This is a genomic window from Microcoleus sp. N9_B4, from assembly GCF_036701635.1.
GTDB lineage: Bacteria > Cyanobacteriota > Cyanobacteriia > Cyanobacteriales > Microcoleaceae > Microcoleus.
In genome coordinates this window covers 52,804-69,779 of sequence record NZ_JAUBRC010000030.1, presented here as the reverse complement: position 1 = coordinate 69,779, position 16,976 = coordinate 52,804, and the positions used below count along the sequence as shown (strand labels likewise).

Genomic DNA, 16,976 nt, shown 5'->3' with positions numbered 1-16,976 from the left:
CTATGACCATTAATAACTCTGACTCCTCCAGCAAACCTCACACAACCGTTCAAATTCCCAACTATCAAATTGTCGAGACAGTTTATTCAGGAAGTCGAACTTTAGTATATCGGGCTATCCGTACCCACGATCGATTACCTGTCGTCATCAAACTCCTGAAAAACGACTATCCTACCTTTAGCGAATTGGTACAGTTTCGCAATCAATATACCATTGCTAAAAACCTTTTTCAACCTGGAATCATCCAAACCTATAGTCTAGAACCCTATCGGAATAGCTATGCGTTAGTAATGGAAGACTTTGGGGGTATTTCTCTTCAGGAATGGGCGGGTTCGGGGAAAAACGCATTCTCATTAAGAGAGTTTTTAGAAATCGCGATCGCCCTCTGCAACACCTTAGATATATTGTATCGCGATCGCATCATTCATAAAGACATCAAACCCAGCAATATTTTAATTAATCCCGAAACTAAACAAGTCAAATTAATTGACTTTAGTATTGCGTCTCTACTCCCAAGGGAAACACAAACACTAATCAATCCCAATGTCTTAGAAGGGACACTTGCTTATATTTCCCCAGAACAAACAGGCCGAATGAATCGGGGAATTGACTATCGGACTGACTTTTATTCTTTGGGTGTTACCTTCTTTGAATTACTAACCGGAAAGTTACCTTTTGAATCCAATGATCCAATGGAGTTGGTACATTCTCATATTGCCAAAGCCTCGCCATTAATACATGAAATTAACTCGGAAATTTCCTCTGTACTATCAAAAATTGTCAGCAAATTGATGGCAAAAAATGCCGAAGATAGATATAAAAGTGCTTTGGGATTGAAGTTTGACTTAGAAAAATGTCTAACTCAACTTCAAGAAACTGGTGAAATTCAGAGTTTTGAAATTGCGCGAAGGGATGTATGCGATCGCTTCCTCATCCCTGAGAAACTCTATGGTCGAGAAACTGAGGTTCAAGCATTACTTAAAGCCTTCGATCGCGTTTCCCAAGGCAGCTCAGAACTCATGCTAGTGGCGGGATTCTCTGGGATTGGCAAAACCGCCGTAGTCAATGAAGTCCACAAACCCATTACCCAGCAAAAAGGCTACTTCATCAAAGGCAAATTCGACCAATTCAACCGCAACATTCCCCTGTCAGCCTTTGTCCAAGCACTGCGAGATTTGATGAATCAACTACTCTCAGAATCCGATCGGCAGTTACAAACCTGGAAAGAAAACCTGCTCAAAGCACTAGGAGATAGCGGTCAAGTCCTCATCGATTTGATTCCTGAACTCGAACGGATTATTGGGTCACAACCTCCCACTCCAGAACTTTCTGGTGAGGCCGCCCAAAATCGCTTTAACCTCCTGTTCCAAAACTTTATTCAGGTTTTTGCGAAGGTAGAACATCCCCTAGTCATCTTTATCGATGACCTGCAATGGGCTGACTCCGCCTCCTTGAACCTCATGCAAAGTTTGTTGACGGAAGCCCAATCTCACTCTCAATGTCTCTTAGTCTTAGGAGCCTATCGAGATAATGAAGTATTTCCCGGCCATCCCTTTTTGATGACAGTTAAGACCCTAGAAAATGCCGATGTTACCCTGGAAACTCTCACCCTCAGTCCCTTGAGTGCTGATAGCCTCAATCACCTAATTGCTGATGCTTTTCAAGCCTCACAAAGCGCTGTGCAGCCCTTAACCAACCTGGTCATACAAAAGACCCAGGGCAATCCGTTCTTTGCGACCCAATTTCTTAAGGCATTACATCAAGATAGTCTAATTACTTTTGACCGGGAGGTTTGTCACTGGCAATGCGACCTAGTGCAGGTACAGGATGCAGCCTTAACCGATGATGTGGTGGAATTCATGGCTTTGCAGTTACGAAAACTGCCCGTTACCACCCAAGAACAGCTTAAATTTGCCGCTTGTATTGGGGCAAAATTTGACCTCAAGACTTTGACGATTGTTTCAGAACAAGACGAAATTCAAGTAGCCTTGACTTTGTGGTCTGCGCTCAAAGAGGGGCTGATTGTGCCGGAGGGTAAAATCTATAAGTTTTATTTGGATGATAATCAAACCCAGGAGCATCGATCCCTGAGTGAAGAGATTTCGGAGCAAATTCACTATCGCTTTTTCCACGATCGCGTGCAACAGGCCGCCTACTCACTAATTCCTGAAGACCAAAAACAGGCCACTCACCTCAAAATGGGTCAGTTACTCCAAACTCGTTTGTCAGCAGCAGAGCGAGAGGAGAAGTTATTTGATATTGTCAGTCATCTAAATCTAAGTCGTGGGTTGCTAAGTCATCAAGCCGAACGTGAGTCTTTGATTCGACTAAATCTAGCTGCGATCGAAAAAGCGAAAAAGGCAACCGCTTACGGTGTGGCGAGAGACTTGGTGACGGTGGGACTGGAATTACTCTCGGAAGATAGTTGGCAAACTCAGTATGAGTTGAGCTTAAAACTCCATGAGATCGCCGCAGATGTGGCCTGTTCAAAGGCTGATTTTGAGGAAGCGATCGCCCAAGTTCAACAGGTTTTGGATAAGGCTCAGACGGTTTTGGATAAAGTGCCTGTTTATATGGTGCAAATCAGGGTGTTGACGGCTCAGAATCAATTGGCGGATGCGATCGCCATTGCTGCTCAAGCCGTCACTCAATTGGGGATAGAATTTCCCTCAGACATCACACCAAGCCTAACCCAACAAACCATACAAAATGTGGAAGTCGCGCTAGAGGGGAAAGTCATTGAGGATTTGGTCAACTTGCCTGCAATGACTGACCCGACCATGATGGCTGTCATGGAACTGCTGGGAACGATCATGCCAATGGTATTTATAGCTAAACCCGCATTTCTGCCCTTTGTTTGTGCGAACATTGTGAGCCTGTCGCTCCAGTCTGGCAATGCTCCTGTTTCGAGTGTTGGCTATGCTACCTATGGCTTGGTCTTAGCGACGGGCTTGGGTCAAGTCGAGCGGGGCTATCGCTTGGGGAAAATGGCTTTAACTTTAATCGATCGGCTCAATACAAAAGCGTACAAGTGTCTGACAATCCTTCATTTTTCTGCCTGTGTCCAGCATCAAAAAGAATCTATGACTTCTATGGCTGCTTTGCTCAAGCAGGGATATTTAGTAGGAATAGAAATCGGTGACTTTTTGTATTTAGGCTATTGTATGGCCCACTATTTTTATGCTTGTTTCTATGCTGGCAAGGAATTGTCTGCCCTTCAATCAGAAATCGCTCATTTTTGTTCGGTCATTGCTTCACTAAAGCAGGATAATGCCCTAGCCTACTTAAAAATGAACCAAGAGTTATTTGGGCGCTTGCTTGAAAAAAACCATCAACCAACTCTCTTGATTGGAGATGCTTATGACGAGACGAAAATATTTCCACAGTACCTTCAAAATAAGCAACTAACAGGCTTTGGCATTGCTTACACCTACAAGCTGATCTTGGCTTATTTGTTTGGTGATTATAACCAGGCTGTTGAATATCTCAATGAAGCTAGCCAATATTTAGGTAGTATTGTCGGAATGCTGCATATTCCCGCCTTGCATTTTTATGGGGGGCTAACCTATTTAGCGGTGGTAGCAGGTAAGTCTGAGGATGAGCAGTTACAACTACTTGCTTTAGCGGAACAGCATCACGCTAACCTATCAACCTGGGCAGAGAATGCCCCTATGAATCACCAGCACAAGGTGGCTCTCTTGGCAGCAGAAAAATGTCGAGCTTTGGGCAATATCTCAGAGGCAATTGATGGCTATGAGCGGGCCATTGCGGGCGCTAAAGCCAACGGTTTCATTCAAGAAGAAGCCTTAGCAAATGAACTTGCAGCTAAATTCTATCTCGATTGGGGGAAAGAGAAAGTCGCCGCCAGCTATATGCAAGAAGCTTACTACTGCTATGCCCGTTGGGGAGCAAAAGCCAAAGTCGCCGACTTAGAACAACGCTATCCCCAACTGCTTGCGCCAATATTACAGCAAACCCGTTCTCCGCTTTCAACTAACGAAACTATCTTTACATTGGGGAGTGTCACCTCTACCAGTTCCGCCACATCCAGTAGTAGCAGTATCTCTGTAGCTTTAGATTTAGCCGCTATTCTCAAAGCTTCCCAAACTATCTCAGGCGAAATCGAACTGGAAAAACTGCTGGCATCGTTGCTTTCGATCGTCATCGAAAATGCGGGGGCTGATAAATGCGTGTTAATGCTCTTGCGAGACTCGCGCCTGCTGATTAAAGGGTCAATTACTATAGGGACGCAGCCAGTTGTGTTGCAAAGCCTTCCTGTTGATGATAGCCAGGACATTCCCCTGAAGCTGATTTACAAAGTCAAGCACAATCGGCAGACTGTTGTGCTGCTGGATGCGACGGCCGAGCCGACTTTAGCGAATGACCCGTATATTGTGCGTCAACAGCCTCAGAGCATCTTGTGCAACCCGATTTTGCATCAAGGTAAATTATTGGGCATTTTATATCTAGAAAATAATTTAGCCAAGGGAGCGTTTACGAGCGATCGCGTCGAATTACTCAATCTGTTATGCGCTCAAGCGGCAATTTCTATAGAAAATGCCCGACTTTATGAGCAGTCACAAATCTATGCCCAGCAGCTAGAACAAGCCTTACAAAACTTGCAGCAAACCCAATTGCAAATGATTCAAAGCGAAAAGATGTCGGCATTGGGCAACTTAGTTGCTGGCGTTGCTCATGAAATTAATAACCCCGTCGGCTTCCTAACTGGCAATTTGAATGAAGCTAAATCCACAGTTCAAGACTTAGTGGAGCATCTCAACCTCTATCGCGATCGCGCCCTAGAAACAGAGATTGCCGACCATGCCGAAGAGATTGATTTAGACTATATTATCGAAGATTTGCCCAAAATGATTGACTCGATGCAACTGGGATGCGATCGCATCAAAGGTATCAGCACTAGCCTCCGCACGTTTTCTAGAGCCGACAAAGACTACAAAGCGCCCTTCAACATCCACTCTGGCATAGACAGCACGATCTTAATTCTCAAATATCGATTGAAAGCCAACGATCAGCGACCCGCAATCGTTGTAGTGAAAGACTACGGCAATATTCCCGATATCGAATGCTTCCCCGGACAGCTTAACCAGGTGTTTATGAACATTCTCGCCAATGCGATCGATGCTTTAGATGAGTCAAATACAGGTCAAAGTTTTGCCCAAATCAAGGCTAACCATAATCGGATTACCATTAAAACTTCCGGGGACAATCAAGAGGTAAAAATTACCATTGCTGATAATGGTCGAGGGATGAGTGAAGAAGTTAAAGCCAAAATATTTGATCATTTATTTACAACCAAAGCCGTTGGTAAAGGCACGGGGTTAGGATTGGCGATCGCTCAACAAATCGTTACAGAAAAACATGGCGGTTCCATCCACGTTAACTCGATACTAGAAGAAGGAACTGAATTTATCATCACTTTACCTTTCACGGCAGAATAAAGCCGTTAATTTTCCCTAGCATCCAGACTCATTTAACCCATGACTCACCCATCAATTCTCAAATAAAAACGGTCATGAATAACTATCACAAAAACACCAACTCTCCCACAACAGTTCAAATTCCTAACTATCAAATTCTTGAAACCGTTTATTCAGGAAGTCGGACTTTAGTATATCGAGCTATCCGTACATCAGACCAATTACCTGCGATCGTTAAACTCCTAAAAAACAACTATCCCACCTTTAGCGAACTGGTACAGTTTCGCAATCAATACACGATTGCTAAAAATCTTAATTCACCTCTAATTATTCAAACTTACAGCCTAGAAGCCTACCAAAATGGCTATGTGTTAGTCATGGAAGATTTTGGGGGTATTTCTCTTCAAGAATGGGCACTGAAAGAAAAAAAACAACTCTCTTTGAGGGAGTTTTTACAGATCGCGATCGCCCTCTGCAATACCTTAGATATACTGTATCGTGAACGCATCATTCATAAAGACATCAAACCCAGTAATATTCTCATCAATCCGGAAACGAAAGAAATCAAATTAATTGACTTTAGTATCTCATCATTGCTACCCAGAGAAACACAAACACTACTCAATCCCAATGTGTTAGAAGGGACACTGGCTTATATTTCTCCAGAACAAACAGGTCGAATGAATCGGGGACTGGACTATCGGACTGACTTTTATTCTTTAGGAATCACTTTCTACGAATTACTCACCGGAGAATTACCTTTTGACTCCAACGATCCAATGGAAATCGTCCATTGTCATATTGCCAAAGCATCGCCATTAGTCCATGAAATTAATTCAAAAATTCCTCCTGTTCTCTCAGAAATTGTTAATAAATTGATTGCCAAGAATGCTGAAAATAGATATCAAAGTGCATTAGGACTAAAATTTGATTTAGAAAATTGTTTAACTCAACTTCAAGAAAGTGGTCAGATTGAATACTTTGAAATTGGGCGACGGGATCTGTGCGATCGCTTTCTCATCCCCGACAAACTTTATGGACGAGAAGCGGAAATAGAAACCCTACTTCAAGGATTTGGACGAGTTGCCAATGGCGCATCTGAGCTAATGCTAGTCACTGGCTTTTCGGGGATTGGCAAAACAGCAATTGTCAATGAAGTACATAAGCCCATCGTGCGATCGAAAGGCTACTTCATCAAAGGCAAATACGATCAGTTTCAACGCAATATCCCGTTTTCTGGATTAGTACAAGCATTCCGCGATCTGATGGGCCAACTGCTGACTGAAAGCGATGCTCAGTTAGAGCAGTGGAAAGCCAAAATTCTGTCTGCTTTGGGTGAAAACGGGCAAGTCTTGATCGATGTAATTCCCGAATTAGAAGAAATTATTGGCAAACAACCAGCGGCGATCGAACTTACTGCTAGTGCGGCACAGAATCGCTTCAATCTACTGTTTGTCAAGTTCATTGAGGTGTTTGCCACGCCAGAGCATCCATTGGTGATGTTTCTGGACGATTTACAGTGGGCAGATTCAGCATCTTTGAGTTTGATGAAGCTGTTGATGAGTCAAGCAGAGGGGGGCTATCTGTTCATTATTGGTGCTTACCGCGATAACGAAGTTTTTCCAGCCCATCCGCTGATGCTGGCGTTGGAGGAAATCGAAAAAACCAAGGCAATTGTTAACACGATCGCGCTGACTCCGTTAAGTCAATTTGACGTGAATCTTATGATTGCAGACACTTTGAATTGTGCGATCGAACGGGCAATGTTGTTAACAGAGTTAGTCTATCAAAAAGCCAAGGGCAATCCGTTTTTTACGACGCATTTTCTGAAGGCGTTGTATGAGGATGGGTTGATTACATTTAACTGGGAGATAAACGCTTGGCAGTGTGATGTAGCGCAGGTGCGATCGCTGGCACTCACCGATGATGTAGTAGAATTCATGGCAGTACAGCTACAAAAGTTACCGACCACAACGCAAAACATTTTGAAGCTGGCCGCTTGCATTGGCAACCAGTTTGATTTAGCAACACTGGCAATTGTTTCCGAACAATCGGAAATAGAAACAGCGACCGTGTTGTGGAAAGCCTTGCAAGAAGGACTAATTTTACCCCAGAGCGAAATCTACAAGTTTTATCAAAACTTGGAACTCGACACTCAACATTCAACCCCCAATAACCAACAATGTTACTATAAGTTTTTGCACGATCGGATTCAGCAAGCAGCGTACTTTTTGATTCCGGAACAGCAAAGGCAGATTACTCACTTAAAAATTGGCCGCTTATTACTGGGAAATACCACCTCAGACAATCTGGAAGAGAAGATTTTTACCATCCTCAATCAGATTAATTATGGGGTGAATTTACTGCAAGAAGAATCAGAACGGGAATTGATTGCCCGACTCAACTTAAAGGCCGGTGAAAAAGCAAAGGTTGCAACTGCTTATGACGCAGCACTCAAGTATTTGAATACAGGTAAGACGCTGTTATCGAGTGAGAGTTGGGAGACTAATTACGCACTGACACATCATCTCTATACAAGTATTTCGGAAGCTGAATATCTCAATGGTAACTACAAGCAAGCGGAAGAATTGATTGATATTACCCTCAAAAAATCAGCCTCTATCTTAGACCGCGTACCCGTATATCGCGTCCAATTACAGTTGTATAATGTACAATGTATGTATAATGAAGTGTTTGATGTCGGACTATTCTGTCTGCAAGAACTGAACGTCAATTTAGAACCAAATCCACCCCAAAAGCACGAACTTCAAGTTGAGAAGTTAATCAATCTTCCTCTGATGACCGATCCCTATAAAGAAGCAGCAATGGAAGTATTGATGGCCTTAACGGGTCCAGGTTACGTGCAACGACCCCAATTACTGATCGAAATTATTAACACCTTTCTTCATCTCTCGATTCGATACGGTAATTCCAAGTATTCACCTTATGGTTATTCTCTTTATGGGATGCTCCTTTGTGCGACGATGGAAGATATCGAGCAGGGCTATCAATTGGGTCAGATGTCGGTAGATATATTAGAAGAAGTCGGTGCTAAACTATGCAGTGCGAAGGTTTTGAACATATTTGGCAACTGCATTCGACACTGGAAAAAACCTGCGCGAGAAAATATAGATTTAGCAATTGGCGTGCAGGGATTTTCTAGCGGCTTAGAAACTGGAGACATAGAGAATGGTGGATATTCAATTATTCATTATTGCGTGAGTCTGGTGTTTTTGGGAGTGCATTTGCCTGAACTGGAGAAGAAAGTTGACGATTATTTGCAAGTTCTAACGCAACTCAAGCATCAATATGCGACAACGATTCTTCAGATCGGTCGCCTGACTATTTTGAATTTGCAGGAAAATGACTTTAGTAAGTTTGAATTGCCTGAATATTTTCAAGAATCTGAACAGTTAGAGTCTGACCTGATTGCCAGTAAAAGTTTTACTCCTCTCTTTCTTTTGTATGTGCTTAGAGGTTTGTTTTCGTACTTAATTGGTAAATATCAAGCAGCAGTTAATTACCTGAAATTAGCAGAATCTTATGTTGGCAATGCACCGGGATTACTTGCTGTCAGCGAACATAACTTCTACTATTCACTTTCTTTGCTAGCTCAATATCGGGAATTGGAGGAAAATCAACAGATTGAATGCTTGAAAATAGTGGATGCTAACCAGCAAAAAATGAAGATTTGGGTTAATCATGCCCCTGAAAATTTTCTACATCAATATGAGCTAGTAGAAGCAAAAAAAGCCAGCAAGTTCAGTCAAACTTGGCAAGTTGCTGAGTCTTACGATCGCGCAATTGATGGAGCTAAAACCAGCGGCTATATCCAAGTAGAAGCACTCGGCAATGAGTTAGCAGCAAAATTCCACCTCGACTGGAACAAAGAAAAAGTTGCCGCAGCTTATATGCAGGAAGCCTACTATTGCTACGCTCGTTGGGGAGCGACCGCCAAAATTATTGACTTAGAAAAACGCTATCCCCAACTGCTTGCTCCTATCCTCCAAAAAACTCATTCTCCTCTCTCCACGAATGAAACTATTTTTAGATTAGGGAATGTCTCATCCACCAGTTCCGCTACTTCCAGCAGTAGCAATATCTCTGTGGCTTTAGATTTAGCTGCCATTCTGAAAGCTTCTCAAACTCTTTCTGGCGAAATCGAATTTGAAAAATTGCTTTCATCTTTGCTGCATATCGTTATCGAAAATGCGGGAGCCGATAAGTGTGTATTAATGCTGAAGGAGTCAAATAATTTACTGATTCGAGCCTTAGCAAGCCTAAGCTTAGATAACAATGAGAATGCTAAAGTTAATTTTTCTTCAATGCTGACTAATCCACAGCCTGTTGAAGAGTCACAGAATGTACCAATTGGCTTAATTAATACTGTCAAACGCAACTTAAAACCTGCGGTAATTTTTAATGCCACCGTGTATCCGCAATTAATTAATGACTCTTACATTCAGCAACACCAACCTAAGAGTATCTTGTGCAGCCCGATTTTGCATCAAGGGAAGTTGTTGGGCATTTTATATCTAGAAAATAACTTAGTCACTGGAGCTTTTACTAGGGATCGCGTCGAACTGCTCAATCTGTTATGCGCTCAAGCGGCAATTTCCCTGGAAAATGCCCGACTTTACGAGCAGTCACAAACCTCTGCCCAACAGCTAGAGCAGTCATTCGCTAAATTGAGTGAGAGTAACTCTCGCTTTGAGAAACTTGTAGATAATGTTCCTGGTGTTGTTTATCAAGCCTGCTGGACTCCCGATCGAAGCAGATATCTGACCTACATCAGTGCTGAGTGTTACGACTTGTTGGAAGCCACGCCAGAACAGGCGATCGCCAATGTGCACTTTTTCACGGAGATGATACATCCAAATGATGCTGCCAGTTACGAGCAGTCGCTTCTCGACTCAATACAAACATTGACTCCTTTGGAGTGGTCAGGACGAATTATTACAGCATCAGGGATTGTCAAGTGGATTCACGCTGAAGCTCGAGTTGAACAACAGGCGGATGGAACTGTGGTTTGGGATGGATTATTGTTGGATATTAGCGATCGCAAATGTGCCGAAGCCGGCATTATCCAAAAATCTCAAGAATTAGAGCAAGCCTTATATGACTTGCAGCAAACCCAATTGCAAATGATTCAAAGCGAAAAGATGTCAGCATTGGGTAACTTAGTTGCTGGCGTTGCCCATGAAATTAATAACCCCATAGGCTTTATTTCCGGCAATTTATATGAAGCCAAATCCACCGTTCAAGACTTAACGGAACATCTAGATTTGTATCGCAGCCAAGCATCTGCTGCCAACATTGCCGATCATGCGGTCGAGATTGATTTAGACTATATCATCGAAGACCTGCCTAAAATGATGGACTCGATGCAATTGGGCTGCGATCGCATCAAAGGTATCAGCACGAGCCTCCGCACGTTTTCTAGAGCTGACAAAGACTACAAAGTTGCTTTTAACATCCACGAGGGCATCGACAGCACGATTTTAATTCTTAAATATCGATTGAAAGCGAACGATGACCGGCCTGCCATTGAAGTAGTGAAAGACTACGGCAATCTTCCGGCGATTGAATGTTTCCCCGGACAACTTAACCAGGTATTTATTAACATTCTCGCCAATGCGATCGATGCGTTGGACGAATCAAATACTGGTCGAAGTTTTGCAGAAATCAAGGCTAATCCCAACCGCATTACCATTCAAACCTCCTTAGTATATAACCACGTAAAAATTACCATTTCTGATAATGGTAAGGGAATGAATGAATCAGTCAAACACAACATATTTGACCACTTATTTACAACTAAAGGTGTGGGGAAAGGCACAGGATTGGGATTGGCGATCGCACGGCAGATTGTAGTTGAGAAACACTGCGGTACAATCGACGTAAACTCTGTATGGGGAGAAGGGACGGAGTTTACGATCTCATTGCCGATAAAAGGATAAGACTATCTTGATAGATAGCGATCTTTCTCTTCAAAAGTTAACAATCATAAAAGCGGTAGAGTCGGTCGGTTGGGGATTTGGCAGTTCTATTTTCCTCAGACTCCACCAATAAAAGTGTATACTTATTTACAAGAGTCAATGTCTGAGATGGAGTAATCCAGAGGAGTACCGCAGTGGATTTGACAAACCGAATTTCTGGATATCATCTAGTTGAGCAATTATACTGCGGTTCGAGAACCATAGTTTATCGAGCCATTCGAGAAACAGATCAGCTTCCGGTTGTCATTAAACTATTAAATCGAGACTATCCCAACTTCAGCGAACTGCTGCAATTCCGCAACCAGTACACCATCGCCAAAAACCTACGTCTGCCTGGAGTAGTTCAACCCTATAATTTGGACTCCTATCGCCACAGCTATGCCCTAGTAATGGAGGATTTTGGCGGTATTTCTCTGCGAGACTACGCCCAAGAACGCAAGCTGACTTTAGCAGAAATATTGGAAATTGCCATTCAAATAACTGACATTCTCAATGGACTCTATCGGCATCGAGTCATTCACAAAGATATTAAGCCAGCTAACGTCCTCATACATCCCGAAACTAAACAAGTCAAACTGATTGACTTTAGCATCGCCTCCCTACTGCCGAGAGAAACTCAAGAAATTCAAAATCCCAACGTTTTAGAAGGAACCCTCGCCTATATTTCTCCCGAACAAACTGGACGAATGAACCGAGGCATCGACTACCGCACAGATTTTTATTCTCTGGGAGCCACCTTTTACGAACTGCTGACAGGAAAACTGCCATTTGAATGTGAAGATCCGATGGAGTTGGTTCACTGCCATATTGCCAAACAACCTCCTTCAATAAACAGCAAAGAAATCCCGCAGGTGGTTTCGGATATTGTTATGAAGCTGATGGCCAAGAATGCCGAAAAGCGCTATCAAAGTGCCTTGGGATTGAAGCATGACTTAGAAAGGTGTTTGCAGCAGTGCCAAGAAACTGCAAAGATTGAAACTTTTGAATTAGGAATGCGCGATGTGTGCGATCGCTTCCTGATTCCTGAAAAGCTTTATGGTCGAGAAATAGAAGTACAAACCCTGTTGAATGCCTTCGATCGCGTGGCAAATGGCACATCAGAATTAATGCTGGTCGCTGGGTTTTCCGGGATTGGAAAAACGGCTGTAGTCAACGAGGTGCATAAACCGATTGTCCGGCAGCGCGGCTATTTCATCAAAGGCAAATTCGACCAGTTCAACCGCAACATTCCCTTCTCAGCATTTGTCCAAGCATTCCGCGATTTTATGGCACAATTACTCAGTGAAAGTGATGCCAAAATCCAAGAATGGAAAACTCAAATTCTCGAAGCGCTGGGTGACAACGGAGAAGTCATTATTGAAGTCATTCCCGAACTAGAACGGATTATTGGATCACAACCCCCAGCCCCTGAATTATCGGGGATGGCTGCTCAAAATCTCTTTAATTTGCTCTTCCACAAATTCATTGCTGTCTTCACCACAAAAGAGCATCCATTGGTGATATTTTTGGATGACTTACAATGGGCGGATTCGGCATCGCTGAAGTTAATGCAATTGCTCGTCAATGAGTCGCAATTGGGATATCTGTTGCTGCTGGGAGCCTATCGGGATAATGAAGTATCACCCGGCCATCCCCTGATGTTGACCCTAGATGAAGTGAGGAAAGCCGGAACCACACTCAACACTATTACATTAGCACCGCTCGACCAAATCAGTTTAAATCAATTGGTGGCAGATACGCTAGTTTGTTCCCCTAATTTGGCACAGCCACTGACAGAATTGGTCTATCAAAAAACTCAAGGAAACCCATTTTTTGCAACGCAGTTTCTCAAAGCCTTGCATCAGGATGAATTAATTACTTTTGATCTCCAATCGGGACATTGGCAGTGCGATATGAGTAAAGTTCGAGAGGCAGCACTGACCGATAGTGTAGTGAAATTTATGGCGCAGCAGTTGCAGAAGTTGCCCAGAGAAACTCAGGAGGTTTTAAAATTAGGCGCTTGTATTGGCAACCAGTTCGACTTAGCAACATTGGCAATTGTTTTAGAGAGTTCGGAAACTGAAACCGCAACGGCTTTGTGGAAAGCTTTACAGGAAGGGCTGATTATTCCCCAAAGTGGGGTTTATAAATTTTATGTAGGCGCCGAACAGGCGATTTCTGAAGCTACTACTCAAACCGTTGCCTATCGTTTTTTGCACGATCGCGTCCAACAAGCAGCTTATTCTTTGATTCCTACGGCACACAAGGAAGCAACCCACCTCAAGATCGGACAACTTTTGTTTAAAAACTATTCGACCGAAGAAAGGAACAACCAGATATTTGAAATTGTAAATCAACTGAATATGGGTGTCGGGTTAATCAATCAGCAATCTGAGCGATATGAACTAGCCCAATTGAATCTACTGGCAGGACAGAAAGCGAAAGCATCTACTGCCCATGTAGCTGCATTAAACTATCTAAAGACAGGTATTAAACTGTTGGCAACTGATAGCTGGCATAGTCAGTACAATCTAACGCTGGCGATATATCAAGAAGCCGTAGAAGCAGCCTATCTTAGCAGTGATTTTGCACAGATGGATCAGTGGATTGAAGTAGTTTTACAGCAATCTCCAGCCCTATTAGACACGATCGAAGTTTACAATGTCAAAATGCAGGCTTGTATGGCTCAGAATCAGTTGCTAGAAGCCATACAAACCGGACTGCAAGTTTTGCAATTGTTGGGGTTAGAGTTTCCTGAAAATCCGCAACTGTCTGATGTTCAAGCCAAACTAGAATCAACCCTGTCTGCTTTAGCTGGTAGGTCTCCTGTAGACTGGATTGCATTGCCAGAAATGACCGATCCCTTCAAACAGGCAACTATGCGGATTCTCAGCAGTTTGGCTCCCTGTGCTTACCAGGCTGCACCGTTCTTGCTGCCGTTAGTCGTACTGCAACAAGTCAACTTATCAATTCAATATGGCAATACGGCGCTCTCAGCTCCAAGTTACAGCTACTTTGGTTTAATTCTCTGTGGTGTTGTGGGAGACATTGAGACAGGCTATCAATTCGGTCAACTCGCTTTAAGCTTGCTAGATCGGCTTAACGCTAAAGAGATTAAAGCCAGAACGATATTTGTAACAAATGCGAATGTCCGGCATTGGCGAGAACCCGTGCAAAAAACCTTGGAACCATTGCAATCAGCTTATGCAATTGGGCTGGAAACAGGAGATTTAGAATTTGCCGCACTGTCTACCTACATTTATGCTTACCATGCCTACTTGGGTGGCAATGAATTGTCAGTGCTGGAAGGGGAAATTACCAGCTACAACGCAGCATTAGCTCAGATTAAGCAGAAAAATGCCTTGAATTTCAATCAGATTCTACATCAAGCTATCTTGAATTTGAGCGAGTGTGCCGAACAGCCATCCAGGTTAATTGGGAATGTCTATGACGAGCAAACTATGCTGCCACTACACCAGCAAGCCAATGATGCAACTGCTATTTTCTACGTTTACTTTAATAAACTAATTCTTTCCTACTTGTTCGATCAGTTTTTTGAAGCAGTTGAGAATGCAAGAACAGCAGAAGCATACTTAAGAGGCGTGACAGCTAATTTTGTAGTGGGGGTATTTTATTTTTACGATTCCCTTACTCAACTAGCCGTATTAGGAGACGCATCGGAATTTGAAAGCAGCAGCCTTCTTGAAAAAATTCGAGCCAACGTAGAGAAGATTCATAAATGGGCACATTATGCGCCTGCAAATTACCAACATAAGCTCGATATGATTTACGGAGAACAACATCGCGTTTTAGGCAATAAAGCTGAAGCAATTGACTTTTATGACCTTGCTATTGCAGGAGCCAAAGAAAACGAATACCTCCAAGAAGAAGCGTTAGCCAACGAACTCGCAGCAAAATTCTACTGGGAATGGGGCAAAGAAAAAGTCGCGGCCAGCTATATGCAGGAAGCATATTACTGTTATGCCCGTTGGGGTGCACTAGCCAAAGTTGAACACCTAGAACAAAGCTATCCCCAATTACTTCAGCCTATCCTGAATCAGCCCAAACTTCGCTTTAATCCTCTAGAGACCCTGGCAACGATTAGCCACTCTTCGCACACTTCCACCAGCAGCAGCACCAGTATTTCCGATGCCCTTGATTTCGCATCTATTGTGCAAGCTGCTCAAGCTTTATCCAGTAAAATTCAGATTGATGAATTGCTCAGCACCCTCAATCAAATTATTTTAAAAACTTCGGGCGCAGAAACTTGTGCTTTGCTACTCCCCCATCAGGATGAATGGCAACTCCGGGCAATAACTCACATCAATCCAGATCACGAGTTACCCACAACCCTACTGCAAACCCAACCTCTAGATGGCTCGGCGGTGATTCCGCTCAAGCTGATTTATTATGTCAAACACACCCTGGAAACTGTGGTTATTGAAGGTGGCAAGACCGAGATTCCGGGTTTAATGAATGACTGTACCCTCCTGTATCACTCTCAGAGTATGCTATGTACTCCGATTCTCGATCGCGGGAACTTAGTTGCGATACTTTATCTCGAACATAGCTCGACAAAAGGAGTGTTTACTCGCGATCGTCTCCTCGTCCTCAACTTCCTCTGCACTCAGGCTGCCATTTCCTTAGAAAATGCGCGATTGTATCAGCAAGCGCAGGACTACGCCCACCAAGTGGAACAATCACAACTGCAATTAGTGCAGAGCGAAAAAATGTCGGCGTTGGGGAATTTAGTGGCCGGGGTTGCCCATGAAATTAATAATCCAGTCGGATTTATTTCTGGCAATATTCATGAAGCGATCGCCGCTGTCAAAGATATTACAGAATACTTGCAACTCTATCAAGAAAAATTTCCCAGTCCGGGTGAGGAGATTGAAGAAAAAGCTGAAGAGAGCGATATCGAATATCTCTTAGAAGATTTACCAAAAATGTTGCATTCTATGCAAGTCGGGTGCGATCGCATTCAAGGTATCAGCACCAGTCTTCGTACCTTCTCCCGAGCCGACAAAGATTACAAAGTTCCTTTCAATATTCATGACGGAATTAACAGTACAATTTTGATTCTCAAACACAGATTGAAAGCGAACGAACAGCGTCCAGCGATTGAAGTTGTGAAAGAGTACGGGAATTTGCCATCAGTTGATTGCTTCCCCGGACAATTAAATCAGGTGTTTATGAATATATTGGCAAATGCCATTGATGCACTGGAAGAATCAAATCGGGAACCGAGTTTAGAGAAGATTAAAGCTCCAGCCCATTGCATCACGATTCGGACAGAAATAAACTCTAAGGAGTGGGTGACGATTCGCATTTCTGACAACGGGCCCGGGATATCAGATGAGATAAAAGGTCAGATTTTTGACCACTTATTTACAACTAAAGGTGTGGGTAAGGGCACGGGATTGGGTTTGGCGATCGCACGGCAGATTGTGGTTGAGAAACATGGGGGTGCGATCGAGGTAAATTCCGCACTAGGTCAAGGGACTGAATTTGCGATCTCATTACCTACAAACGGATGAAGTTAATTATGCGATCGCCGCCT

Annotated in this window: 3 protein-coding genes; all 3 read left to right on the top strand. The window is 43.2% G+C overall.

Features of this window, described 5'->3' with window-relative positions:
* Positions 1–2 precede the first annotated feature (2 nt).
* The 3 genes from QUA43_RS19950 to QUA43_RS19940 all read left to right on the top strand — a co-directional run bounded on the left by QUA43_RS19950 (position 3) and on the right by QUA43_RS19940 (position 16,953).
* Positions 3–5,459, top strand: coding sequence for an AAA family ATPase (locus QUA43_RS19950; RefSeq protein ID WP_333376034.1), 5,457 nt, complete (start codon positions 3–5; stop codon positions 5,457–5,459).
* Between the two features lie 74 nt (positions 5,460–5,533).
* Positions 5,534–11,398: an AAA family ATPase gene (locus tag QUA43_RS19945; protein WP_333376033.1), complete on the top strand. Its 5,865-nt coding sequence runs from the start codon at positions 5,534–5,536 to the stop codon at positions 11,396–11,398.
* 173 nt (positions 11,399–11,571) lie between these two features.
* On the top strand, positions 11,572–16,953 hold the full coding sequence (locus tag QUA43_RS19940) for an AAA family ATPase (RefSeq protein WP_333376032.1): 5,382 nt from the start codon (positions 11,572–11,574) through the stop codon (positions 16,951–16,953).
* Positions 16,954–16,976 lie beyond the last annotated feature (23 nt).

Excerpts from the sequence above, each read along its gene's own strand:
- QUA43_RS19950 (WP_333376034.1), top strand. The coding sequence starts at position 3 with ATGACCATTAATAACTCTGACTCCTCCAGCAAACCTCACACAACCGTT.
- QUA43_RS19945 (WP_333376033.1), top strand. The coding sequence starts at position 5,534 with ATGAATAACTATCACAAAAACACCAACTCTCCCACAACAGTTCAAATT.